The sequence below is a fragment of the Candidatus Mycobacterium wuenschmannii genome, from assembly GCF_030252325.1.
Taxonomy (GTDB): domain Bacteria; phylum Actinomycetota; class Actinomycetes; order Mycobacteriales; family Mycobacteriaceae; genus Mycobacterium; species Mycobacterium wuenschmannii.
Genome location: NZ_CP126981.1, coordinates 4,721,649 through 4,744,945, shown reverse-complemented (window position 1 = coordinate 4,744,945; position 23,297 = coordinate 4,721,649). Strand labels below are relative to the sequence as shown.

General features: G+C 67.8%; 21 protein-coding genes. 7 read left to right on the top strand and 14 right to left on the bottom strand.

From position 1 onward, the window contains the following. Positions 1-115 precede the first annotated feature (115 nt). Positions 116-2,050: a flavin-containing monooxygenase gene (locus PT015_RS22885; protein ID WP_285187466.1), complete on the top strand. Its 1,935-nt coding sequence runs from the start codon at positions 116-118 to the stop codon at positions 2,048-2,050. Here the strand turns inward: PT015_RS22885 and glmS are convergent. After that, complete coding sequence (glmS, locus tag PT015_RS22880) at positions 2,037-3,902, bottom strand: glutamine--fructose-6-phosphate transaminase (isomerizing) (RefSeq protein WP_285187464.1); 1,866 nt, start codon at positions 3,900-3,902, stop codon at positions 2,037-2,039. The genes PT015_RS22885 and glmS overlap by 14 nt on opposite strands. A 147-nt stretch (positions 3,903-4,049) precedes the next feature. After that, positions 4,050-4,400 carry a hypothetical protein gene (locus tag PT015_RS22875; protein ID WP_285187463.1) on the bottom strand — a complete coding sequence of 117 codons (351 nt, stop codon included), beginning with the start codon at positions 4,398-4,400 and terminating at the stop codon, positions 4,050-4,052. Positions 4,401-4,671: 271 nt separating this feature from the next. Here PT015_RS22875 and PT015_RS22870 point away from each other — a divergent pair, with 271 nt between their 5' ends. Beyond that, complete coding sequence (locus PT015_RS22870; RefSeq protein WP_285187461.1) at positions 4,672-5,514, top strand: dienelactone hydrolase family protein; 843 nt, start codon at positions 4,672-4,674, stop codon at positions 5,512-5,514. 1 nt (position 5,515) lies between these two features. Here PT015_RS22870 and PT015_RS22865 read toward each other — a convergent pair whose 3' ends face one another. From PT015_RS22865 to eccCb, 9 genes are all read right to left on the bottom strand, one after another. Continuing rightward, a complete protein-coding gene (locus PT015_RS22865) occupies positions 5,516-6,805 on the bottom strand; it encodes a hypothetical protein (protein WP_285187459.1) in 1,290 nt (429 codons plus the stop codon). Positions 6,806-6,808: 3 nt separating this feature from the next. Beyond that, the gene (locus PT015_RS22860; protein WP_285187456.1) at positions 6,809-7,111 is read right to left on the bottom strand and encodes a type VII secretion target; all 303 of its coding nucleotides are present in this window, start codon (positions 7,109-7,111) and stop codon (positions 6,809-6,811) included. A gap of 43 nt (positions 7,112-7,154) precedes the next feature. After that, entirely contained in the window at positions 7,155-8,495 is a 1,341-nt protein-coding gene (gene glmM / locus PT015_RS22855) for a phosphoglucosamine mutase (protein WP_285187455.1), read from the bottom strand. Between the two features lie 87 nt (positions 8,496-8,582). Further along, entirely contained in the window at positions 8,583-9,074 is a 492-nt protein-coding gene (rpsI, locus tag PT015_RS22850; protein ID WP_285187453.1) for a 30S ribosomal protein S9, read from the bottom strand. Next, complete coding sequence (gene rplM / locus PT015_RS22845) at positions 9,074-9,517, bottom strand: 50S ribosomal protein L13 (RefSeq protein WP_285187451.1); 444 nt, start codon at positions 9,515-9,517, stop codon at positions 9,074-9,076. The genes rpsI and rplM overlap by 1 nt, the downstream gene beginning before the upstream one ends. 455 nt (positions 9,518-9,972) lie before the next feature. Continuing rightward, positions 9,973-10,278, bottom strand: coding sequence for a WXG100 family type VII secretion target (locus PT015_RS22840; protein ID WP_285187449.1), 306 nt, complete (start codon positions 10,276-10,278; stop codon positions 9,973-9,975). After that, positions 10,278-10,592, bottom strand: coding sequence for a WXG100 family type VII secretion target (locus tag PT015_RS22835; RefSeq protein ID WP_285191240.1), 315 nt, complete (start codon positions 10,590-10,592; stop codon positions 10,278-10,280). The genes PT015_RS22840 and PT015_RS22835 overlap by 1 nt, the downstream gene beginning before the upstream one ends. Before the next feature lie 97 nt (positions 10,593-10,689). Continuing rightward, the gene (locus tag PT015_RS22830) at positions 10,690-11,859 is read right to left on the bottom strand and encodes a type VII secretion-associated protein (protein WP_285187447.1); all 1,170 of its coding nucleotides are present in this window, start codon (positions 11,857-11,859) and stop codon (positions 10,690-10,692) included. After that, a complete protein-coding gene (gene eccCb, locus PT015_RS22825) occupies positions 11,856-15,488 on the bottom strand; it encodes a type VII secretion protein EccCb (protein WP_285187445.1) in 3,633 nt (1,210 codons plus the stop codon). Before eccCb ends, PT015_RS22830 begins: the two co-directional genes overlap by 4 nt. Positions 15,489-15,580: 92 nt before the next feature. Here eccCb and eccD point away from each other — a divergent pair, with 92 nt between their 5' ends. After that, positions 15,581-16,888 (top strand): type VII secretion integral membrane protein EccD, encoded by a 1,308-nt coding sequence (eccD, locus tag PT015_RS22820; protein ID WP_285187444.1) that lies wholly within the window; start codon positions 15,581-15,583, stop codon positions 16,886-16,888. Between the two features lie 17 nt (positions 16,889-16,905). Beyond that, complete coding sequence (gene mycP, locus PT015_RS22815) at positions 16,906-18,189, top strand: type VII secretion-associated serine protease mycosin (RefSeq protein ID WP_285187442.1); 1,284 nt, start codon at positions 16,906-16,908, stop codon at positions 18,187-18,189. Here mycP and eccB read toward each other — a convergent pair. Then, positions 18,160-19,539 carry a type VII secretion protein EccB gene (gene eccB / locus PT015_RS22810; RefSeq protein WP_285187441.1) on the bottom strand — a complete coding sequence of 460 codons (1,380 nt, stop codon included), beginning with the start codon at positions 19,537-19,539 and terminating at the stop codon, positions 18,160-18,162. The genes mycP and eccB overlap by 30 nt on opposite strands. A gap of 182 nt (positions 19,540-19,721) precedes the next feature. Between eccB and PT015_RS22805 the strand changes: the two genes are divergently transcribed. Genes PT015_RS22805 through PT015_RS22795 form a run of 3 tightly spaced genes read left to right on the top strand, consistent with a single transcriptional unit; the run spans position 19,722 to position 21,856 of the window. Next, positions 19,722-20,522 carry a cutinase family protein gene (locus PT015_RS22805; RefSeq protein ID WP_390888051.1) on the top strand — a complete coding sequence of 267 codons (801 nt, stop codon included), beginning with the start codon at positions 19,722-19,724 and terminating at the stop codon, positions 20,520-20,522. A gap of 15 nt (positions 20,523-20,537) precedes the next feature. Next, positions 20,538-21,188 carry a cutinase family protein gene (locus tag PT015_RS22800; protein WP_285187438.1) on the top strand — a complete coding sequence of 217 codons (651 nt, stop codon included), beginning with the start codon at positions 20,538-20,540 and terminating at the stop codon, positions 21,186-21,188. A 50-nt stretch (positions 21,189-21,238) separates the two neighbouring features. After that, positions 21,239-21,856 carry a cutinase family protein gene (locus PT015_RS22795; protein WP_285187436.1) on the top strand — a complete coding sequence of 206 codons (618 nt, stop codon included), beginning with the start codon at positions 21,239-21,241 and terminating at the stop codon, positions 21,854-21,856. On the opposite strand, the gene truA is transcribed toward PT015_RS22795, so the two are convergent. Then, on the bottom strand, positions 21,853-22,725 hold the full coding sequence (gene truA, locus PT015_RS22790) for a tRNA pseudouridine(38-40) synthase TruA (RefSeq protein ID WP_285187434.1): 873 nt from the start codon (positions 22,723-22,725) through the stop codon (positions 21,853-21,855). The two genes, PT015_RS22795 and truA, sit on opposite strands and share 4 nt — an antisense overlap. A 10-nt stretch (positions 22,726-22,735) precedes the next feature. Then, positions 22,736-23,296 carry a 50S ribosomal protein L17 gene (gene rplQ, locus PT015_RS22785; protein WP_285187432.1) on the bottom strand — a complete coding sequence of 187 codons (561 nt, stop codon included), beginning with the start codon at positions 23,294-23,296 and terminating at the stop codon, positions 22,736-22,738. Position 23,297 lies beyond the last annotated feature (1 nt).

The window sequence follows — 23,297 nt, the reverse complement described above, 5'->3', positions numbered from 1 at the left end:
GTGCCCAGATTACTCACGGCGTTCACCCACGCGGGAGGCTCTTGATCACCTGGTGCGCCCCGCGTAACGTTGAGGCCTAATTACGCAACTGGGCGTAGCGAAAGGATCTGCCTTGGTGCGCAGCCGCTACGCGGGCCGACCCTTCACCACCTCCGACACCGACATCGCCGCCGCGCTCGAGCAGGTCAGCATCCCGACCTTGCTGCTGTCGCTAGTGCACATCACCGGCGACGCCCGCTTCGTCCGCGACTTCAAGCAGGCCGGCGTCTTTCTCAACGAGGTGCAGGGCTTCATGTCCGAGGAGGACAAGGCGCGCGCCCGCGCCGAAGCGCTGCCGGTGATCGCCGACTACCGAGACCGCGGCTGCCCGGAGCTCCCCCCGCTGACACCCGAGCTCATCAGGGAAATGATCGATTGGACGGCGTGCGAGACCGTGCCCGACGATTACCTGTCGCTGCTCGCCGAGGAGATGGACCTCGACGGCGTCGATCCGCGCCACCCGGAGCCGTTGGACCCCGACCGCGCCGCGCAGCTGCCGGTGGTCGTCATCGGGTGTGGCGAGTCCGGCATACTTGCCGGTATTCGCCTGCGGCAGGCCAACATTCCTTTCACCATCCTGGAGAAGAACGCTGGACCCGGCGGAACATGGTGGGAGAACAGCTATCCCGGCGCGCGGGTCGACGTCGCCAATCACTTCTACTGTTACAGCTTTGAGCCCAGCAACGACTGGTCGCACTTCTTCGCCGAGCAGCCGGAGTTGCAGGGCTACTTCACCCGGGTGATGGACAAGCACCATCTGGGCGACCACGTCCGCTGGCAGAGCGAGGTCGTCGCGGTCGAGTGGGACGACGAAGACGGACTGTGGACGATCACCACCCGTGAGGACGACGAGGGCCTCACCACGCTGCAGGCCCGCGCCGTCATCACCGCGCTGGGCCAGCTCAATCGCCCGAACATTCCAGAGTTAGCGGGCGCCAACACCTTTCGCGGCCCGGCGTTTCACTCTGCGGCGTGGGACCACTCGGTCGACCTGACCGGTAAACGTGTCGCGCTGATCGGCGCCGGGGCCAGCGGCTTCCAGATCGCGCCGGCCATCGCCGACGACGCCGAGCACGTCACGGTCTTCCAGCGCACCGCGCAGTGGATGTTCCCCAACCCGATGTACCACGACGAGGTCGGCGACGGCGTGCGGTGGGCGATGGATCACCTGCCATACTACGGCCGCTGGTACCGACTTCTGGTGCTGTGGCCCGGATCTGACAAGGGCCTCGACGCGGCGCGCGTCGACCCGGACTATCCCGACCAGGACCACGCGGTCAGCGAGATCAACGCCATCGCCCGGGTGATGTTCACCGACTGGATCACCGGCCAGGTCGACGGCGACGAGGCCCTGCTCGCCAAGGTGCTGCCGGACTATCCGGCCACCGGCAAACGCACGCTGCAGGACAACGGAACCTGGCTGCGCACGCTGCGCCGCGACGACGTCGACCTGGTGCGCACGCCCATTAGCAAGATCACCGAAGACGGCGTCGTCACCGACGACGGCGTTGCGCATGACGTCGATATCATCGTCTACGCCACCGGTTTTCGGCACACCGATGTGCTGTGGCCGATGGCGGTCACCGGCCGCGACGGCATAGACTTGCACGACGTCTGGGGCAGCAGGCCGTTCGCCCACCTGGGTATCACCGTCCCGCGGTTTCCCAACTTCTTCGTCCTGTACGGCCCGGGCGCACACCTGGCCCACGGCGGCAGCCTGATCTTCAACTCCGAACTGCAGATGCGCTACATCGACGCCTGCCTCGCGAAACTGGCTGAGCCGACGGTGCATTCGATCGAGCCGACCGAAGAGGCCGCCGCGGACTGGCACCGGCGCACCCAGCACGAGATCAACCAGATGGTGTGGGCACACCCGGCGGTCAAGCACTCGTACTTCAAGAACGCCGACGGTGAGATCCACACTGTCAGCCCGTGGCGGCTCAACGAATACTGGGCGGCGACCCGCGAACCCGACTGGTCGGAGTTCGTCGTGCGAACTACTCGACGGTGACCGACTTGGCGAGGTTGCGCGGCTTGTCGACGTCGTAGCCGCGGGCCTGTGCCACCGCCGCGGCGAACACCTGCAGCGGGATCGTCGACAGCAGCGGCTGCAAAAGCGTTGACACCGACGGAAGTTCGAAGAGGTGGTCGGCGTAGGGACGTACCGTGTCGTCCCCCTCCTCGGCGATCACGATGGTGACCGCGCCGCGGGTCTGGATCTCGCGAATGTTGGACAGCAGCTTGCCGTGCAGCATCGCCGAACTCTTCGGTGACGGCATCACGATGATCACCGGCAGCTCGTCTTCGATCAGCGCGATCGGGCCGTGCTTGAGCTCACCGGCGGCGAATCCCTCGGCGTGCATGTAAGCCAATTCCTTGAGCTTCAGCGCGCCTTCGAGCGCCACCGGGTAGCCGACGTGGCGGCCCAAGAACAGGATCGTCGACGCCTGCGCGAACCGGTGCGCCAGATCGGCGAACGGCTGAATCTCGTTGATGACGCGCTCGACCAGGTCGGGCATCGCCTCGAGGTCGCGGTATTCGCGTTCGACCTCGTCGGGGTACTTGGTCCCGCGCGCCTGCGCAAGCGCCAGTCCGACAAGGTAATTCGCGGCGACCTGCGCCAAGAACGTCTTGGTCGACGCGACGCCGATCTCGGGCCCGGCACGGGTATAGAGCACCGCGTCGCACTCACGCGGAATCTGCGAGCCGTTGGTGTTGCAGATCGCCAGCACCTTGGCCTTCTGCTCCTTGGCGTGCCGCACGGCCTCCAGGGTGTCGGCGGTCTCCCCCGACTGCGAAATCGCTATCACCAGCGTGCTGCGGTCCAAAACCGGGTCGCGGTAACGGAATTCACTGGCCAGCTCGACTTCGACGGGCAGTCGCGTCCAGTGCTCGATCGCGTACTTCGCCAGCAGCCCGGAGTGATACGCCGTGCCGCAGGCGACGATGAAGACCTTGTCGATCTCGCGCAGTTCCTGATCGGACAGGCGCTGCTCGTCTAGCACGATGCGGCCGTCGACGAAGTGTCCGAGCAGGGTGTCGGCCACCGCGGTGGGCTGCTCGGCGATCTCCTTGAGCATGAAGTACTCGTAGCCACCCTTTTCCGCGGCGTCGAGGTCCCAGTCGATGTGAAACTCGCGGTACTCGACATCCGTGTTGCCGTGGAAGTCGGTGATCCGGTAGCCGTCGGCGGTGATAGCGACGGCCTGGTCCTGGCCGAGTTCGACCGCGTCGCGGGTGTGGCCGATGAACGCGGCGACATCGGAGCCGACGAACATCTCGCCCTTGCCGATCCCGACCACCAAGGGGGTCGAGCGACGGGCCGCGATGATCGTGCCCGGATCGTCGGCGTTGGTGAAGACCAGAGTGAAGTGGCCCTCGAGGCGGCGCAGCACGGCGAGCACGGACGCGGTGAAGTCGCCGGCCGTCGCGCCAAGGTGATACTCACGGGCAACCAGGTGGACGGCGACCTCGGTGTCGGTGTCGCTGGCAAACTCCACGCCGGCCTGCTCCAGCTCCAGGCGCAGCGGCGCGTAGTTCTCGATGATGCCGTTGTGGACGACGGCGATCTTGCCTGCCGCGTCGCGGTGCGGGTGCGCGTTGCGATCGGTGGGGCGGCCGTGCGTCGCCCAGCGGGTGTGGCCCACCCCGGTGGTTCCGCGTAGCGACTCCGGGTCGGTGTCGGCGAGCGCGGCCTCCAGGTTGGCCAAACGTCCGGCGCGGCGCCGAACGGTCAGGTCACCGTCCCCGTCGACCAATGCGATGCCGGCCGAGTCGTAGCCGCGGTACTCCATGCGGCGAAGCGCGTCGACGACGACACCCAAAGCGGGCTGGTGCCCGACGTAGCCGACGATTCCGCACATAGCCCATCAGGGTAGTGCAGACACTGCGCTCGGGACGCCTTGAAGGGGTCCCGATACAGCAGTGCAGCCGCCCCACCTGGGGCGGCTGCACGCCTACGACCTGCGCGAGGTCGGGTAATTATGGAACTGTCGGGACCCGTCAGGGGGTCAGTGGTGATCCCAGCCACCGTGGTTGTTGTCCCAGCCATTCGGGCCGTGGTTGTCCCAGCCGTTCGGCCCGTGGTTGTCCCAGCCACCCGGGTGACCGTCGTTCCAAGGACCCTGCCCGTGCCAGTGGCCGCCGTCGCGTGGCTCGCCGTCGAAGAAGCCGTCGTCGTGGCAACGGTCGCCACCCCAGTTGAAGCCCCAGGCCGGGTCCCAGAACTGCCCGGGGCACCAGTGGTAGTCCGGCATCGGGGCCATCGGCATGGCCTCCGCTACGCTCGCCGCGCCGACGCCGGCGAGTCCGAGACCCGTGGCGATGGCGGTCGCAGCTGCGATTCGTTTGATGTTTATCACGAGTCTGTTCGTACCACCCGGATGTGGTCAGCTAAACCCTTAGCCAGCAAAACTTGTTGTGAATCACTGTGAATATTGTTGGTATAAAATGTGTCTACAACCTGTGCGTGAACGATGTTCGGCGGCGTACGTGCCCTGGGCTGCGAAGGCGCGGAGCGCGCGGCCCGGCAGAGAATTCACCTTGCCAACTGCTGTCAATCTGCTTGATATTGGCTGGACCGCTCGTGGCTGAGCCGTGAGTGCGGACGGGCCGGTGCGCTACCGTCATCTGGTGGCGAAGACCAGCAAGCTCGTCGGGACTCTGAGCAGGTCCGGCCCGCATCGGGTTTTACGGGGCGACTTGGCCTTTGCCGGTCTGCCGGGGGTGGTCTACACGCCCGAGGCCGGGCTGCATCTGCCGGCCGTCGCGTTCGGCCACGACTGGCTCACCGGCGTCGCCCGGTATGCGGGCCTCCTCGAACACCTGGCGTCCTGGGGCATCGTCGCGGCTGCGCCCGACACCGAGCGCGGCGTCGCCCCGTCCGTGTTGACCCTCGCCTTCGACATGGGCACCGCGCTGGACATCGCCGCAGGCGTGCGACTTGGGCCCGGCAAGATCAGCGTGAGCCCCAGCAAGCTCGGCGTGATCGGCCACGGCTTCGGCGCCTCGGCCGCGGTGTTCGCCGCCGCCGGGATGAAGGCCAAGCCGGCCGCGGCCGCCGCGATCTTCCCCGCGGTCACCACTCCCTCGGCTGAGCAACCGGCCGCGTCGCTGCGGGTACCCGGCGTAGTGTTCAGCGCGCCGGGTTCGGCAAAGGCATTGCGGTCCAACGCCATTGAGCTCTGGCAGGCGTGGGACACCGCCGACCTGCGGATCGTGAACAAGGCTCAAGCGGACGGGCTGGCCGAGGGCCGCCGGCTGACGACGGCATTCGGCCTGGGTAGCCCGGATCGCAAGACACAGAGAACGATTCGTGCCCTGCTGACCGGCTATCTGCTGTACACCCTCGGCGGCGACAAGACGTATCGCGACTTCGCCGACCCCGACGTTCAGCTACCCAGGACCTCGCCGATCGGCGACGAGATCGTCCCCCTGACGCCCGAAGAGAAGTTCGTCGCGCTGATCAAGGGCTGAGCTACTGGCCCACCTGCGGCAGTTGATCCTCGGCGATCTCACACGGAGTCGACCCATCGGCCGCCGGCGCTGCAGCGGGTGGTGGCGGCTGCTCGGCGGGAGGTGGGGCGTCCGGCGGCTGGATCGGTTGCGCCGTCGGCTCGGCTTCGGCCGGGGCGGAAGCACTCTCGACAACCGGTGGATCCGGCAGGGCCGCATCCGCCGGTTCGGCCACGTCGTCGGGCTCGTCGACGTCATCGATGAGCGGGTCGTCGACGTCGCGGAGGTCTGTCGGGCCATCCTCGAGTCCCGACGTCCCGCCCGCGCCACCGGCCAGCGAGCCGATCAGGTTGCCGATGCTGTCGACAATGCTCCCGAGCACGCTGCCGATTCCGCCCGTCATACCGCCGAGCCCGCCGAGACCGCCTGCACCGGAGGATAATCCGCTGGGATCGCTCAGCGGCGAGACAGCCTCCGGCGGCACATCGTCGGGGGGTAGCGGCTCGGGCTGTAGCGGCTCGGGCGGTGGGGCGGGCGCGGCCGCGGGCACAGTCGGCAACGGAGCGGCCGGCAACGCCATCGCGGGTGTGACATCCGCGACCGGACGCTCCTCGGGTGCCGGTTGCCACCTCGGCCCCAAGTCGCCCGGAACGTCGAACGACGTGTCGCGCGCGGAGGCCAGCGCGTGGATGGCCGCGTCGTAGGACGCCGCCACCGTGGCGTTGGCCGAACTCATCGCGGCGAGCCAGTCGTTGCGAATGTCGTTGTCCACGAATGGCATTACCCGCTGGTGAATCACGACCTGCGACTCGGGTGAGCCCGTGGCATGCGAAGCGCTCAGCCAGGTGGATCGCTCGGCCGCGCTGCGGTCGTCGATGGCGACTGTGGTCGCTACCTTGCCGTCGACCGCCTGCCACACGTCGTCGCGCAACGTCGCGCAGTGCTCCGCAGCCGCGCGCACGTGCGCGACCACCTCCGTGGCGGCGTCGCAGTGCCGCTGCAGGAACCGCCGTGCCGACTCCGCGCCCGAACCTCGCCAAGCCGCGGCCAATTCGGTGACCTGGCTACGCTGCACCCACAACGCCTCCTCGATCGCCGTGAGCGCAGCGCGTAATTCACCGACATCGCCGTCAAGGACCCGCAGGTCGAGCCCGGCCTCGGTCGCATACCAGTCCCCCACCTGCGACGGACGCGCGGTGAGATCCGGTTGCTGATAACCGAGCGCCTGACACGCCTGCACGTAGGTCTCGATGTGGCCAACCGCCGTCTCACCCTCGGCGAGGCGTCCCGCTACGTCGTAGCGCTCTGCCATGGCTCAGGCTATCCGCGCGGCGGCGAGCTGGTCGGCGTCGTCGTAGCGATCCGCGCTGGCCCGCAGCGCGGCGGCGACCTCCATGGTGGCCCGGGCCCACTGCGTGAGTTCGCCGCCCAGCCGATGCAACGCAAACCGCAGCGCATCACCCTGGCCGATGTAGGCGCGACCTGCTGTCGTCCCGTCGAAGGCCAGCCTGCCGAACTGGGCGCGGACCGCGCCGTCGACCAGATGGGCCGCGTCGTCGCATCGATTCGCGACGGCACGGACCGCTGCAACGTCGACGAATGCGTTTCGTTGTGCCATACCAAGTTCGACGCGACTGCTCGCGCGACGGTTCCCGCGGGTTTCAGCGGGTGGCGCGCACCGTGTCCGCGACGTGGGCGGCAAGCCGGTGGGCGACGTGCTCGTCGTCCGCTTCCACCATCACGCGGATCATCTGCTCGGTTCCCGACGGCCGCAACAGGATTCGACCGGTGTCACCGAGTTCGTCCTCGACTTCCTGCACCGCGGTCTGCACCGACGGCGCGGCGACGGCGGCGGCCTTGTCGGCGACGTCGACGTTGATCAGCACCTGCGGCAGCGTGTGCATCGCCGAGGCCAGGTCGGCCAGCGACGTGCCGGTCTGCGCGATCCGTGACATCAGCCGCAGGCCGGTCAGGATGCCGTCACCGGTGGTCGACAGACCGGGCAGGACGATGTGGCCGGACTGCTCACCGCCGAGGCTGAACTTGCCGGATCGCAACTCCTCCAACACGTATCGGTCGCCCACGCTGGTGGTGCGGACCTCGACGCCGGCCGCGCGCATCGCCAGGTGCAGGCCGAGATTGCTCATGACCGTCGCGACCAGCGTGTTGCCGGCCAGCTCGCCGGACTCCTGCATCGCCAGCGCGAGGACGACCATGATCGCGTCGCCGTCGATGACCTCGCCGGTGGCGTCGATCGCCAGGCAGCGGTCGGCATCGCCGTCGTGCGCAAGGCCGACGTCGGCGCCGTGCTCCAGCACGGCCGCGCGAACCACATCCAAATGCGTTGAGCCGCAACGGTCGTTGATGTTGAGGCCGGTGGGTTCGGCGTTGATCGCGATGACGCGGGCCCCCGCAGCACGGTAGGCGCGCGGCGCGGCGGCCGAGGCGGCGCCGTGCGCGCAGTCCACCACGACGGTCAGCCCGTCGAGCGGGACCGTCGTGCCGGCCTTGCCGACCTGACGCAGGTAGCGGTCGAGGGCGTCCTCGGCGTCGACCACACGGCCGATGTCGGAGCCGACGGGCCGCAGCCCGGGCCCGCCGGCGACGAGGTCCTCGATCTGGTCTTCGGTCGCGTCGTCGAGCTTGTGCCCGCCGGGACCGAAGATCTTGATGCCGTTGTCGGGCATCGGGTTGTGCGACGCGGAGATCATCACGCCGAAGTCGGCGTCATAGGCGTGGGTGAGGTAGGCGACCGCGGGGGTGGGCAGGACGCCGCAGCGCAGCGCGTCGACGCCTTCGCTGGTGAGACCGGCAATGACCGCGGCTTCCAGCATCTCGCCGCTGGCGCGGGGGTCGCGGCCGATCACCGCGACGCGGCGGCGACCACTTCCAGCTCTGGTCAGACGGCGTGCGGCGGCGGCCCCGAGGGCCAACGCGAGCTCGGCGGTGAGCTCGCGATTGGCTACTCCCCGGACGCCGTCAGTGCCGAATAGTCGACCCATAACTCTCCTTTATGCCGCGAGCGTGCGCATTTGTACGCCGACACGCCGACGCGTGCGTACAACGATGCACGCTCGCGGCCAAAAAGATCAGCGCTTGCTGTACTGAGGCGCCTTGCGGGCCTTCTTGAGGCCGTACTTCTTGCGCTCAGTGGCACGCGGGTCACGCGTGAGGAAGCCGACCTTCTTCAGCGCGGGCCGGTCCTCGGGCTGAACGAGGATCAGCGCACGGGCGATGGCCAGACGCAGCGCGCCGGCCTGGCCGGACGGGCCGCCACCGTCGAGGTGCGCGAACACATCGAAGGCGCCCTCCCGGTCCACGGTCACCAGCGGGGCCTTGATCAGCTGCTGGTGCACCTTGTTCGGGAAGTAAGCCTCCAGGCTGCGGCCGTCGAGGTCGAACTTGCCGGTGCCGGGCACCAGGCGGACGCGGACGACGGCTTCCTTGCGGCGACCGACGGTCTGGATCGGGCGCTCGATGAGGATGTGGTCCTCGCGCGGCGCCGGGGCTGCCTCGGCCTCGGGGGTCTCGATGACCTCTTCGACGACGGCTTCGGTATCAGTTCCTGCGGTCTCGGTCATTACTGGGCCACCTGCTTGATCTCGTACGGGGTCGGCTGCTGGGCAGCGTGGGGGTGCTGCGGGCCGGCGTAGACGTGCAGCTTCTTCTTGATCTGACGGCCGAGCTTGTTCTTGGGGATCATGCCGACGATGGCCTTCTCGACCACGCGGTCGGGGTGCTTTTCCAGCAGCTCGCCGATCGTGCGGCTCTTCAGCCCGCCGGGGTAACCCGAGTGGCGGTAGGCCAGCTTCTTGTGTTCCTTGTCGCCGCTGAGGGAGACCTTCTCGGCGTTGATGATGATGACGAAGTCACCACCGTCGGTGTTGGGCGTGAACGTCGGCTTGTGCTTGCCGCGCAGCAGATTGGCTGCCGCGACGGCGAGGCGACCGAGCACCACGTCCTGGGCGTCGATGACGTACCACGACCGCGTGGTGTCACCCGCCTTAGGCGCGTATGTGGACACAGCGCTTACCTTCTCTTCTCTCGAGTGGATCCCGGTGACCCGGGCTGCCGGTCAGGCATAGTGCGGAAGGGAAGATCTCGGCGACCGACGTTGACCCGAGTCCCGGCGTACCGCACGCCAACGGAGCAGCTTACCGGCGGTTATCCGCGCAGGTCAAAACGCGTCATTCGGGCCGTTGCCGATACCTCAGTCGCCACACAAGCCTCATTGGCCACCTGTCTGAGGTGTCTCTCTTTTTTGGTTTTGTGACCACGGGCGATATCACGAGTTCGCGAGCTGGCTGACGCGCCGCGGAGAGGTGTCGAGCAGCGCGGCGTTGTCGCGGAAAGTCTGGACAGGTCAGCGACAGCGCCGACGGCAACCGAGCAACGCCCAGGCGCGTGGACGGCCGTAGGTGACTGCGCGGTTCCGCCGGTCTCTCCTTACCGACGGAACCGCGCAGAGTCTTTGCGGGCTCAATGCCCCGGACGGGCCCATACGCCCGCCGCTCGGTGGTCCGCAGCCGCAACATCGTCGGCGCCATCGCGGACGGCGTTGCCGAGGTCGACCAAGATCTCGTTCAGCGCGGCGGCCGCCTGGTGCCACTTGATCTGCTCGACGCCGTACGCCGCCGCCGCCTCGCGGGTCCACAACTCGTGCAGCGGGGCAACCTGCGCCCGCAATTCCTGCAGGGCGGAGTTGAAGCGCGTCGACGCGGTGTGGATCTCCTGCCTCACCGACGCCTCGATCTCGTCGAAGTTGTAGGACAATCGCGTATCCATCACAGACTTCCGGCGGCGGCGCCGATGTGGGCCGCGTGATTGTCGGCCGCCTCGCGCAGCGTGACCTCGTTGCAGCGGATGGTCTCGGCGATACCGTGGAGTGCCTGGTGCAGCTTCAGCGACTCCGCGTTCCATCGATGCACGACGTCCTTGAATCGGGCGGCCGCCATGCCACCCCAGACCGACTGCGGCACAGCGCTCATGCGCCCGATGAACGCCTGCAACGCCGCGCGAATCTCCTCATTTCGGGTTTCGATGGCCGCGGCGACCGAGCGCATCAGTTCGAAATCGGTGCTGAGTGCATTGCCACCCATCGGTGCGCTCACTGGGTCTTCTCTCTGTCGATCGTTGCGGGCCAACCGCGCTAACGACATATAAGACTTCTGCCACCGCGCTTCGGTTCCGTCGATTTCACTCAAGGACGTGCGCGGATCCAACGGCCAGGTCGCACTCGCGGCGCACTGGGTCGTCATCCTCGCGACGGCTCTGACAGCCGATGCTGATCCGGATCGCCCGCTCGACCCAGACGATCCAACGGATGACATGGCCGGGCCGCACCTCGCGGTAGCTCACGACCGGACGGCCCGCGATGTGGTCTCCCGGATTGAAGTCGACGAACACGCCGGCATCCGCCGCATCGATCGCGGACTTGAGGAATTCGGCCGTCGCCTCCAGGCCCTGCAACGCGACTCTCGACTGGGTCACGTGCAACGCCACCTCCGCATCCGTCGGCGACGTCACCTGCACCCGGGCTGAGCCCGGCCCCGTGACAACGCGTTGAGTCGTCCATTGCGCCGGCACCTTCAGCGTTACTCGCCCCTCCACCACATCGGTCGTCGGAAAGTCCTGCCCCGCAGCCGAATCAGAACCGAGGTGCATCGCACCGACTCCGGTGACGAGCCCGGCCACCACCGCAACCGATGACAACGCGGATCGGAAGCTCATCCGGCGCGCGGGCTCTTGAGGCACCGGAGAGCTCGCTTTCGCGGGCAGCTCTCGGACCAGCTTTCGAAACCGGATGTCATCAACGAGCACCACGTCGCCCGGCAACTGTTCGGCGATCTCGGTGGCCAACTTCGCGGCATCGCGGACCGTCGACGGCACGTCGATCACGACCGTGCTACCGATCTCCCCCGTCATCGTTCGGATGGCGGCAGCGACTCCGCCCGTGTCCGTGCCGCGCCGCTCGGCGGTCACCGATTCACCCGTGACCACCACGAAATCGTCTGCAATCTCGACGATCACCGTCGACGATGACGCACCACCGAGCACGAAGGTCCGCGGCCGCAGCTCGACGGGACCGGCCAGAGCGTCTGTTGCACCACGGATCACGGCCAGTCGCGCCGACGACCACCAGGACGGGTGGACCACGAGCTTGCCTTCCGGCGCACCGCAATCGATGGACCTGAAGATGTCTTCCCACAACGACGCGACGCTCGCCGGTCTACTCTCGACCAGCGCGATCTGGTCATCTATACTTTCAAGTGCCGTTCGCGCCGACTCGGAATCAACGAGATTGACTCCACCGCAACAGAATCGACGGATTTCACTCGGCCCGACCTCGATGACGTGTGACCTCACGGCGCCGGCGACCAGCCAACCTGAATCAGCTGGGACTCGCCGCGCCGAGTGATCAGTACGCCGCGACCGGGCGGCAACGGTGTCGGTCGCACCGGGCCGACCGCAAGGCCCTCATCGGGATTGCCACTCATCAGCAATGTCGCACAACCGGCGTCGCGCAACCCCGCCAATAGGGGCTCGTACATGGCCCGGGCGGCACCGTTACTGCGGCGCGCCACCACCAGGTGCAAACCGATGTCCCGGCTGTGCGGCAACAGTTCGACCAGAGGCGCCAACGGGTTTTCGCCGACAGCGGCGAGCGCGTCGTAATCGTCAATCACCATGTAGATCTCAGGCAGCGGCGCGCCGCCCGACCCTGGCAGTCTTGCACGCAGCGTGTCCAGCAATCGCGGCATCTGCGCACTGAAAGCATCGAGCGACACAACCTCGACGACGTCGGTGAGCGAACGCCGGGGGTCGATGGCGAGCAGCCGAGTCGCGGCCGGTGTACGCATCAGCTGACGACATATCGTCCGCAATGTCGCGGTCTTTCCACACTCGGCATCCCCGAGAACAATCAGATGCCGCTCCTGGTCGAAATCGATTGCCACCGTGCGAAGCTCGACCTCCTCCACCCCGAGAGTGACCCCTGCCTCGCAGGTGGCCAGGCTGTCTTGGTCGATCGATCTCGGCAGGACCGGGATCGGCGGCGCTGTCCATCCGTCTCCAGACACGGAACCGTCGATGCGTGGCAGCGCAATGGCCATCTGCATCCCGTCGTGAGTCAGACCACGGCCGGGCGTGCCCCGGGGAACTTGCTGCGCGCGCCGCCGGTCGAGTTCCGAATCCGCGGGGTCCCCCAGTCGCAACTCAATCCGGGTGCCGATCTGGTCCCGCAACGCGGGCCGGATGTCGGCCCAGCGCGAGGCGGAGATCACGACATGCACCCCGTACGAGAGTCCTTCCACCGCAAGGCTCGTGACGGAAGTCTCCGCGGTTTCGATCTCACGCTGAAGCCCGAGCCACCCGTCGATGACGAGGAAGACATCGCCGAATTGATCGCATGCCGGATCATCGGTCGCCTTGAGCAGCCGATAGCGCTCGACCGACTCGATTCCGTGCTCACGAAAGAGCACCTCACGCGAGCGAACGAGTGCGACGAGGCGGGCAATGGTGCGGCGTGCCCGTTCGGGTTCCGTCCGCCCGGCGACCGAGCCCACGTGGGGGTGGTCGCGCAACGAAGCCAATGCCCCACCGCCGAAGTCCAGGCAATAGAACTGCACCGTGCGCGGATCGTGCGTCGTCGCCAGCGCTATGACCAGCGTGCGCACGCATGTCGACTTTCCGGATTGCGGGGCACCGACGACCGCGACATTGCCCGCTGCCCTGGACAAGTCGACCACCAGCGACGTGCGACGTTGCTCGAACGGCCGGTCTACGACACCGATCGGCGCGGTGAGCGCCACGCGGGGGCTGACCTCTGCCAGGACAGCACCCAAGTCAGGCGATTCGCTGAGCGGCGGCAGCCACACCTGGTGGGCCGGCGGACCGGCTCCGCTGAACCGTTCGACGATCGCATCCAGAACCGTTGGCCCGGTTGCGATTTCGTCATCCCCGTCGCGGACGGTGGCCCCGACGGGTGCGGTGGTGAATACACGCAGCGGCGGACCATCCAGCGACCGGCCACCTTTGCGAGGCAATGCGGCCACCGACGACCCGGATACGAAAGCGGTCTGGAATCGCACCGGTCCCTCGGTGCCGACCCGCAGATACGCCACCCCCGGCGCGGCAGGCAACTCGTAGGCCTCCGAGGTTCCGAGCACCGCCCGAGACTCGTTGACCGACAGCGTCTTCAAGCACACCCGATACGACAGATGTGACTCGAGTCCCCGCAATCTGCCCTCGTCGAGGCGCTGACTCGCGAGCAGGAGATGCACTCCCAGCGATCGTCCCAGCCGCCCGATCGCGACGAATACCTCGGCGAAATCGGGTTGTTGGCTCAGTAGTTCGGAGAATTCGTCGACCATGATGAACAACACCGGCAGCGGGTCCATCGCGGCATCGACCTGCCGCCGGCGCCGATAGGCGGCGATGCCGTCGACATTGCCGGCCGCGCGGAGCAGCTCTTGGCGCCGATTCAACTCCCCCATCAACGCGTCACGCATCCGGGCGACCAGCGCGGCCTTGTCGGACAGGTTCGTGATGACCGCGGCCACATGCGGCGCAGATTCCAAGCCAGAAAACGTTGCCCCGCCTTTGAAGTCGATCAGGATCAGATTCAGCCGATCGGACGGGTGGCCGACGATCATTCCCAAGGCAACGGTACGCAGAAACTCCGACTTCCCCGAACCCGTTGCGCCGATACACAGTCCGTGGGGTCCCATACCACCAGCGGCGGCCTCGTTGATGTCGAGTTCGACCGTCGTACCTGCGGCCGTGGTGCCGACCGGAACTCGCAGGCTCTTGGCCGCACAATGGCCACTCGGCGAGAATGCGGCCACATCGGCGATGCCGACGAGGTCTTGCCAGGTCGTGCCCGGCGCCGCACCATGCAGACGGGCGGTACGATAGCCAGCCAATCGCCGCGCACACAGCAGTGCCGATTCGTTGCTCAGCTCATCGGGTAGCGCGGCAATGTCATTGCCGGACAAAGAGACTGCCACTGGCTCACCCTCGCGGGTGTCAATCCGTACCGTCGTCAGGTCGCGGTCGTCCCACTGCGGATCCTCGCCCCCGTCGACCACCACCAAGAGTTGTGGGACTTTCACCCCGTCGAGCGCTGCCCGTGCGGCCGCCGCCGTGTCATAGACCATTCGCGCCGGGCCGACATCGTCGCGCGCCTGCGGGTGCTGGTTGTGTGGCAACCACTTCAACCAATCCCACTCGTGCCGAGTTCGGTGTGCGACGGCGGCGATCAGGACGTCCGACGGATCATGCGCCACGGCCAGTTGGCAGACCAAGGCGCGCACCACTGCCCGTGCGCGTGACGGATCGCCGCTGACGCGCACAACCGCTGGGCCGCGCAGCGCAACCGCCGCCGGCATACCGGAGAACGACGAGTGCGTGTCGAGAAATCGTTGCAGCGCAGCCACGCCCACCGGATCTACGCGGCTTGCCTGCGCAATCTCCGGGACGATCATCCGGGTCGCCAGCGTCACCGCACCCAACCCGATGCGAACCTGGCAGAAATCGGCGTCGCCCGCGCGCCGCTCCCACATCCTCCGACCACCCACGAGGGTCCACAACGTGTCGGGATCGGGATGGCTCCAGAGCAGTGAATCATGCTGCGCCGCAGCTACCCTGAGCGCATCTGCCCGTAGTTCGGAGAGGTAACGCAGGTAGTCCGCGCGGCGAGTATTCGTCTCACCGCGACGCCTATCCGCCCCGGGCAGCACCGTCGCGATAGCCGACGTCAGCATCATCAGCGGGAAGATCATGAACGCGGGGTTCCGCGCGATGGCCGAGCGGGCGTGGTAGGCCACCGCCATGGCTCCGACCGTCGCCAGGGCCGTCACTATCGGAAGGAAGCGAATCAAGGGATTCGCTGCCGTCTCGGCCGCTTCCGGCGGTGCGGTAACGGCGGTGTCGTGGTCGGCGTACGCCGGCGGCGTCAACCGCTGACCGGCGTCGAACGGCCTCGCGCCCTCCATATTCCGGCACGGTAGGTACCGCTCACGTGGTCGGCAAGTCGCCTGTGGATCACTGGATACCGCGCACCTTTGGCCGGTCTAGCTTGGGTGCCGTGAGCGAAGTGCGGCGGGTGTCGATTCACGCCGACGCCGCACGAGTCGACGCGGTTGTGTCGGCGGCTGAACCGGTCGGATCGCTGATACCGGCCATGGTCGACGCCTTGACGCAGCACACCGACTTCGACGCCGGACACGTCGCTCGTCGATACCGCCTCGTCGTGCAAGGCCGGGTGGTGGCCCCATCGAAGACGCTGTCCGAGTTATTGATTGCCGATGGGATGTCTCTGACCCTGACTCATGAAGCGACCGCCTTCCTGCCACCGCCGTGCGACGATGCGGCCGAAGCGGTCTCGACGGAGGTTGCCGGTATCGAGCGACGGTGGAGCCGGCCTGCAGCACAGTCCGTGGCCGCGCTCGTCGGGGGCGGCTTCTCCGTCGTCGGCGCAATGGTGCTGCTGCGGAATGGGTTCGGACCCGACGGCGGACAGCGTCTGGGCTGCGTTGGCGTGGCCGCGACGATCGGGCTGCTTGCGCTGTTAGCTGCGGTCACCGCATACCGTGTCTTCAGCGAACAGGCGGCCGGGTTGGCGCTCGGCGTGGTGGCCGTGGGATGCGGCGGACTCGCGGGGTCGCTCGCCGTTCCCGGTGGCCCGGGAGCACCGAACGCCCTGTTCGCCGCCGCGGCCGCGGCCACGTCCGCGACGGTGATGCGCACGATCGGTTGTCACACCGTCATATTCACCACACTCGCGTGTAGCGGTACGGCCTGCACCGCGGCTGCGTTCGCTGCGGTCATCACCGGCGGGTCACCTGCCGTCATCGGCGCGGGACTGGCGGCCGCGTCGTTGGCTGTGATCGAAGCGGCCCCGTCGATATCGGTCGCGCTAGCGCGGTTGTCCGCCGAGGAACCACAGCATGCCCGTCGGGCGCACGCGTGGCTCACCAGCCTGATCGCCGCACCCTCGGCAGCCGCGGCTCTCGGTGTGGTCTGTGCCGCCTCCCGAATGTCCACGTCCGCAACCATTTTCGCCGTTGTGGTCGGCAGCGTCATGATCCTGCGCGCCCGCACACATCACGACGTCACACGTGCCGTGTCGCTTATCGTCTGCGGGTCGGTCTGCGTCGGCGCCGCTTTTCTGGCTTTCGCCGTGGCTCACCCACGCCACACGCTGCCGGTCGCGGGACTCTGCGTGGCGCTGGGTGTTGCCACCCTCGGGCTCGGCGGCAACCGGGTCAACGTCTCGCCAGGCGTGCGGCGAAGCATCGAATTGGTGGAGTCGGCCGCGTTCGCCGCTGTCGCGCCGCTGGCACTGTGGCTGAGCGGCCTACTGGGCGCCATCCGCGGCCTGGATCTGTCGTGAGGTTCGCACGGCGATGCATGACCATCGCGGCAATAGTCTCGGTACCACTGTGCATCGCCGCACCGGCGTGCGCCGTGGCGCCGCCGCCGATCGACGACAGTCGGCTCCCGAAAGCAGACCCGGCACGTCCGCCGACGCCGACCGTGCAGCGCGACATCTGCGCGATGCCGTCGCTCGACCGCGCCGCCGCTACCAGCCAGCTATCCGGACTTGATCTGCAGCAGGCCTGGGGGCTCAGTCGCGGCGCGGGCCAACGCGTCGCCGTCATCGACACCGGGGTCGCGCCGCATCCCCGACTTCCGCGCCTCGTGGCCGGTGGTGACTACGTGTCGACCGGTGACGGCCTGCAGGACTGCGACGGGCACGGGACCGCGGTGGCCGGGATCATCGCCGCCACAGCGGAATCCCACCGCGCGGACGCGTTCAGCGGCGTCGCCCCGGAGGCCGGCCTGATCAGCATCCGGCAATCCAGCACGCGGTTCGGCGCCGCGCGGGATTCGGCAGCGTCGGGATTCGGCGACGTCGACACCATGGCCAGGGCCGTGCGGACCGCCGCCGACATGGGCGCCTCGGTGATCAACATTTCCTCGGTCGCGTGCGCCCGGGACGACGCGACGCTCGACGATCGCCCACTCGGGGCCGCGTTGGCCTATGCGGTCGACATCAAGAACGCCGTAGTGGTGACTGCCGCGGGCAATGCCGGCGCAGGGCAGTGCGCCGCCGACACGACCGTCGTCAGCCCGGCCTGGTACGACGAATTCGTGCTGACCGTCGGTTCGGTCGACGCGAACGGAGAGCCGTCCTCGTTCACCCTCGCCGGGCCGTGGGTCGATGTCGCCGCACCCGGTGAAGGGGTGATCTCGCTGAGCATCTCGGGCAACGGGTTGGCCAATACCGTTGCAGGAAAACACAGCTCGACCGCGCTCGTGGGCACGAGCTTCGCCGCCCCCGTCGTCAGCGGGTTGGCGGCGTTGATCCGGTCGCGATTCCCGACCTGGACCGCCCGCCAGGTCATGCAGCGCATCAAGACCACCGCTCAGCATCCACCCGGCGGGTGGAACCCACGCGTCGGCGCGGGTGTCGTCGACGTGCTTGCTGCGGTCAGCACCGACACCCCCGCACCGTCCGCCTCCCCCACATCGCGGCCCGTCGCCACGCCCCGTCCGCCGCAGTCACCCGACCACCGACCACGCAACACGGCATTGGTCGGCGCGGCGATCTGCGGAATCGGGTTCGCGGCAATGTTGACCGGTGGCCTGATTCGCGGGCGGCTACGGCGACGAAACATCCCGTGCGACTGAGGCATTGACTCGACTCAACTCCGGACCGGCGGGCAACGCCGCCAGCACCGACCACGGTGCGGCCGGCGCCGTGTCGGGCAGGCCGAGATCGTGTGCCGCGGCGTCGTCATGCACGGCGAAGCGCACGCCCGTGTCCGACACGAGGTATCGAGTGCCCGCTCGGACATTGGCACCGGACAAGCTGGTCGCCCGCGCATAAGCCAGCCGGCCCGGTGACAGGTAGACCGCATCGACGGCTGGTCCGGGCCCGTCCCCTTGGACCAGCCGAACCGGTTCTTGCCCCGCCGGAAAGGTCGGTGCGCCAATCGAAAACGAGACAGTCGCACCGCCTGAGGTGAAGTCCCACGTGACGCAGAGCGTCGCACCGTCGGCGATCGGCAGCGCCCGCGTCTTGTCGGGAAGATCGAATACGGGTAGCGACATCACCGACTTTGTGGCTCGAATGACATCGGGCGCAACAGAAATCGTGGTGCGGGTGTCCTGTGAGTCGGCGTAGCGCATCAGTTCGGCGGCAACCCTACCGACCCGCTGAATGCCGTGACGCAGCACGACGTAGTACTCGTCGCCCTCGCTACGAGCCACCCGCAGGACGCTGCCGACCGTGAACCCAGGCAGCGTCTCCGGCCCGCGCCCGCCGGAATCGGGTATTCGCGGGGCGACTATCGGCGGCGCTTCGGGTATCAGATTGAGCAGCACCGACGACACCGGAAAGGGGCGCAGGCCGTCGAGCCCCAACGCGCGCGCGACCGCCGCGTCACCCGGATCGAACATGGCGCGCCGGCCGTCGAACATCAGATACGTCGAACCGCCGGAGGACGGCGTGACAAGCAGACCCTGGTCGCGGTTCAGGGCATCGGATCGACGCTGCCCACCCACGATCACCGTCGTGCCGTCGCGTCCGTCGCAGACGGTCCAGGACGATTCGTCGAGCGGCTTTCCAAGAGCCTGCGGGGCGCCGGGGATGCCCAGCGGCGGGCCCAACCGTGGGTAACGGAACGCCGATGCGGCCATCGGCCGAGGATCCGCATCGGTCCCAAGGATCAGTCGCGCCGATGCCAAGTTCAGGACGGGGTGCAGCGTGTCGCCCAGCCGGACATAGAGCGCGCCCGACTGTCGTTCCATCACGATCGGCGCCGTTTCCGCGTCGGGTTGGGGGCGCAGGAGCGCGAGCACCAGGCAGCCGGCCAGCAGCACGACGCTCACCGCTGCGCCGGCCGCCAGCGAGTGCGCCGGACCCCGCAGCGACTCGTTGACGGTCCGCGGATCACGACCCAACAGCGCGCACTCGAGACGCCTGCGCAGGAACCGGTGCCCGCTGATCTGCAGCCCAGTGGTCGGTTGCCATGCCATCGCAGCTCACGCTAGGCAGCCGAGCCTCCCCGCCATCTCCGCGATCCACAGCCAATGCCTAAACCGTTGAATGTGACCGAGGACCCGAAAATCCGTAGAATCACCTGGTGAGCATTAACTGCAAGAGTCCCGCAACGCCCCGTCGTGCCTGGTCACGGCGCTTCAATCTGACCGCGGTCGCATTGCTGGGAGCAGGGTTGCTCGTCAACGCCCCCGCCACGGCCCCGCCGGCCAAGGCCGACAATTGCCCCGACGTCGCGCTGACATTCGCCCGCGGCACCGATGAGCCCAAGGGTCTGGGCCGCGTCGGCCAGGCCCTCGCCGACGGCATCAAGCAGAACACCGGCAAGAACGTCGACGCCTACGCCGTCGACTACCGCGCCACCCTGCTGCAGATCCACGGCAACGACGGCGCCAAGGACGCGATCAAGCACATCAAGGAGATGGCCGACAAATGCCCGGCCACCCCGCAGGTGCTCGGCGGCTACTCCCAGGGCGCCTCGGTGGTCGACATCGTCACCGGCACCCAGATCGGCGGCGTCGGCTGGGGCGACGCGCTGCCCGCGCAGTACGCCACCCACGTCATCGCCGTCACCACCTTCGGCAACCCGGCCGACCGCAGCGGCGGGTCGATCGCCGCGCAGAGCGCGAACTTCGGCGCCAAGGCCGTCGACTACTGCAACCCCGAAGACCCGATCTGCCACGCCGGCGCGGGCAACGAGTGGAAGGGCCACACCGACGGCTACGTGCCCGTCTTCACCAACCAGGCCGCCAGCTTCGTCTCCACCCGCCTGCTCTCGGTGCTCCCCCAGACCGGCCCCGACGGCAGCCAGCTGGGTCTGCCGCCCGGACCCGGCCAGAGCCCGGTGCACGGCCAGGACGGCCCGCAGCCTGGGCAGGGCCCGCTGCCCGGCCCCGGCCCCGCCTCCCCGGTTCCCGGCCCGACCGTCGTCGACCAGACTCGGCCCGCGTCCTTTCGCTGAATCGTCGGGCCCGACATGACCCCGCGTTCGACGCTGAGCAGACTCGCGCTCGCCACCGGCTTGGCGCTTGCGCCCGCGATCCTGATCCCGGCAGCATCGGCCTCCTGCTCTGACGTCGAGGTGGTGTTCGCCCGCGGACGGCAGGAACCGCCGGGCGCCGGCATACTCGGCAACGCCTTCGTGAGCGCCTTGAGATCCAAGGTCAGCCGCAACGTCAGCCTCTACGCGGTGAATTACCCCGCCAATACCGAAGTCGCCCAAGGCGCTAACGACATGAGCGCCCATGTCCAGTCGACGATCAACGGCTGCCCGGACACCCGGGTGGTGCTGGGCGGCTACTCGCTCGGCGCCGCGGTCACCGACGTCGTGCTGGCGGCTCCCGGCGCGATGTTCGGCTTCACCAATCCGCTTCCGCCCGGGGCCGACCAGCACGTCGCCGCGGTCGCCCTCTTCGGCAACGGCAGCAACTGGGTGGGCCCGATCGCGAACCTCAACGGCCTCTACGCCGACCGCACCATCGACCTGTGCCACGGCGCCGATCCGATCTGCAACCCGGCCGATCCCCACACCTGGCAGAACAACTGGTCACAGCACATGGCCGGCGGCTACATCCACGATGGCCAGGTCAACCAGGCTGCCGACTTCGTCGCCGGAAAGCTCGGCTGACCACAGGTCGCTCACAGCGGGCAATTAGTTTTACCCGCTAACGTTTGCTCATGCGATCAAGCTTGATCCGCCTGGCAGCGGTGGCGTCGTTCGCGGCCGGTCTGCTGGCCGCCCCCGCGCTGGCACCCCGTTCCGTGACGTCCCTTCCGGTCGCCTCGGCGGCCTGTCCGGGCGTGGAGGTCGTCTTCGCCCGCGGCCGAGAGGAGCCACCCGGACTCGGTGCAGTTGGCGATGCATTGGTCAATTCGCTGCGCGCAAAGACGCACATGTCGGTCGGGGCTTACGGCGTCAACTATCCGGCAAACATCGATGTCGAGAGCGGCGCCAACGATATGGGCGCGCACGTTCAATCCATGGCCAGTAGCTGCCCGGACACCCGCGAGGTGCTCGGCGGCTACTCCCTGGGTGCCGAGGTGGCTGACGTCGCAACCGCAGCGCACATCCCCCCGGGTGTGGATCGGCACGTCGCCGCGGTCGCCTTGTTCGGTAACGGCACCCACAACGTCGCCCCCGCCTTCGCAGGTAGGACGATCGACCAGTGCGCGCAGGGCGACCCGATCTGCAAACCGAGCATCCACGACATCCACTGGTCGTCACACCTACAGTCGTCCTACATCGACTCGGGCTTGGTGGATCAGGCCGCGAACTTCGTCGCCGGCAAAGTCTAGTTGCGGGTACGCAGGTCGCGGGTGATCAGCGTCCGCGCCTGCAACTCGCTGTCCGGCGGATAGTCCACCCCCACCAGGGTCAAGCCCCGCGCCGGGGCGGCCGCATAGTCGCTGGAACGCCTTGTGTCCGTGAGCAACTCGGCAACCCAGTCGACGGTTCGCCGATGCTCGCCGACGGCTAGCACCGCGCCGACCAGCGAGCGCACCATCGACCAGCAGAACGCGTCGGCAGTCACCTGCGCGGTGATCAGGTCGCCGTCGCGCACCCAGTCGAAGCGCTGCAGGTCGCGGATCGTCGTCGCACCCTCGCGGTGCCGGCAGAATGCCGCGAAGTCATTGAGCCCCAGCAACTTCCGCGATGCCGAAGCCATCGTGTCGACGTCGAGCAGCCGCGGCCAACTGGTGATGAACCGGGCCTGTTGTGGATCCACGCCGTAATCGGCGGTCGAGATCCGGTAGACGTAGTGGCGGCGCAGCGCCGAGAAGCGTGAGTCGAAACCCGCTGGCGCCCGTTGGATTCGGCGCACGCGGACGTCGGCGGGCAGCAGCCGACCGAGCCGCCGGACCAGCGGCTGGAACTCGGGCTGACCCGACCGCGGCGTACGCGGGTAGACATTCGGCAGCGCATCGGCGGGGACATCCACGTGGGCGACCTGGCCGGTAGCGTGCACACCGGTATCGGTGCGTCCGGCCGCACGGAGTCTCAACTCGGTGCGGAACACCGTCGACAGCGACTCCTCCAATACGCCCGCGACGGTGCGCTGCCCGGCCTGGGTGGCCCAGCCCGCGAATTCGGTTCCGTCGTAAGCGATATCGAGCCTGAGACGAACGAGCCCGCCATCAGTGTCGATGGCGGGCTCGTTCTTCAACGACTTACCGTCAGGACTCGTCAGCGTCCCCGGCCTCTTCAGCTTCGGCCGTGGTCGGGTCCGCTTCCGCGGCGTCCACGTTGTCGCCGACCTCGGCCTCGTCGGCCGTGGCCTCTTCGGCCTCTTCGGCTTTCGGCTCGGCCTTGGCAGCCTTGGGCTCGACGGCCTTTGCGGCGCCCGCGCTCCGCGCACGGTTGGCTTCAGACGTCACGGTCTTCTCCTGAACCAGCTCGATGACCGCCATCGGGGCGTTGTCGCCCTTGCGGTTCTCGACCTTGATGATGCGGGTGTAGCCACCGTTGCGGTCGGAGAAGTGCGGCCCGATCTCGGCGAACAGGGCGTGCACGATGTCCTTGTCGCGGATCTTCTTCATCACCTCACGCCGGTTGTGCAGCGTGCCCTTCTTGGCGTGGGTGATGAGCTTCTCGGCGTAGGGACGCAGTGCCCGCGCCTTCGCATCGGTCGTCTTGATCCGGCCGTGCTCGAACAGCGACGTGGCCAGGTTGGCCAGGATCGCCTTCTGGTGCGAGGACGATCCGCCGAGGCGAGGACCCTTGGTGGGCTTGGGCATT